The 1,286-nt window shown below is 44.5% G+C and carries 1 protein-coding gene and 1 pseudogene; both read left to right on the forward strand.

The window, feature by feature from the left end:
* Positions 1-75 precede the first annotated feature (75 nt).
* A complete protein-coding gene (locus E0496_RS36310) occupies positions 76-372 on the forward strand; it encodes a transposase (protein WP_206669925.1) in 297 nt (98 codons plus the stop codon).
* An 11-nt stretch (positions 373-383) separates the two neighbouring features.
* Positions 384-1,247 (forward strand): annotated as a pseudogene (locus E0496_RS31895) (IS3 family transposase); the annotation flags it as partial.
* Positions 1,248-1,286: the final 39 nt, after the last annotated feature.

Genomic DNA, 1,286 nt, shown 5'->3' on the forward strand with positions numbered 1-1,286 from the left:
TGCAGCTAGAATAAAAAGTGGACACCTCATAAGAGAATGCAGATAATAAACAACAAAGAGGAAGAGGTGTCTAGTATGGGTGAGAGCAGGCAGCGGTTTAGTGATGAGTATAAAGAAAAGACAGTCAAGTACATTCAAGAACAGACGAAAAGTGTACCGCAGATAGCACAAGAACTAAACATCCCAGCAGGAACGTTACATCAATGGTTAGCGAAACATCGTAAGTTTGAAAATGAACCATTGGTCGATCGGGAAGCCCTCCGTCAAAAAGATGATCGAATCGAGCAGCAGGCCACCGAGATTGAAGATCTTAAAGAAGAGATCGCTATTTTAAAAAAGGCCATGCACATCTTCAGCAAAGAAAGGAACTAAGGTTCCAGTTTGTCGAAGATCACCGCTCCGAGTTTCGACTGGAGAAGATGTGCACCATACTTGAAGTATCACGGAGTGGTTACTACAAATGGCTACAGGAGAAGGCAAAAGAAAATAGTTACCAAAAGCGTCGAAAGACGTTGCTGGCACGCATTACTTGGCTTTTTCTGGATCACTGCAGCCGATATGGTGCCCCTAAAATCACGAAGTTACTTAGACGAGAGGGGTGGAACGTGTCCGAGCGTTTAGTCGGCATTCTCATGAATGAGAACGGACTGCGGTCATGCGTGTCAAAAAAATTCAGAGTAACAACGACAGACTCCAACCATAACGAACCCATTGCGCCGAACGTGCTCAACCAGAATTTTAAGACAACCGCTCCAAACAAAATATGGGTAACGGACATTACCTACGTACCGTGCCGTGAAGGCCGATTGTATCTCGCTAGCGTTATGGATCTTTACACGCGCAAGATTGTAGGTTGGAAGCTCGGTGAACGGATGACTACAGACTTGGTACTGGCTGCGCTAGATCAGGCTTATGAAGCTAAGAAACCGCCTAAAGGACTGATACACCACTCTGACCGTGGTTCACAGTATGCCTCAGAAGAATACCGTAAGCGTCTAACGAAGTATCGCATGCGAGCTAGCATGAGTCGGAAAGGCAATTGCTACGATAACGCCTGCATCGAGTCGTTCCACAGCGTACTGAAGAAAGAGTTTATTTACTGTACACGTTTCAGAACAAAAGACCAAGCGCAACAAGAAATGTTTGAGTACATTGAGCTCTTTTACAATCGAAAGAGAATCCATGGTTCTTTGGGTTACGAATCGCCGGATCGATTTGAGGAAATGTACTACAACAAGATTAACTAAATACTCTTATTGAGTGTCTACTTTCTTGACAGAGGACCA

Origin of the sequence: Paenibacillus luteus (assembly GCF_006542765.1) — a bacterium.
GTDB classification, from domain to species: domain Bacteria; phylum Bacillota; class Bacilli; order Paenibacillales; family Paenibacillaceae; genus Pristimantibacillus; species Pristimantibacillus luteus.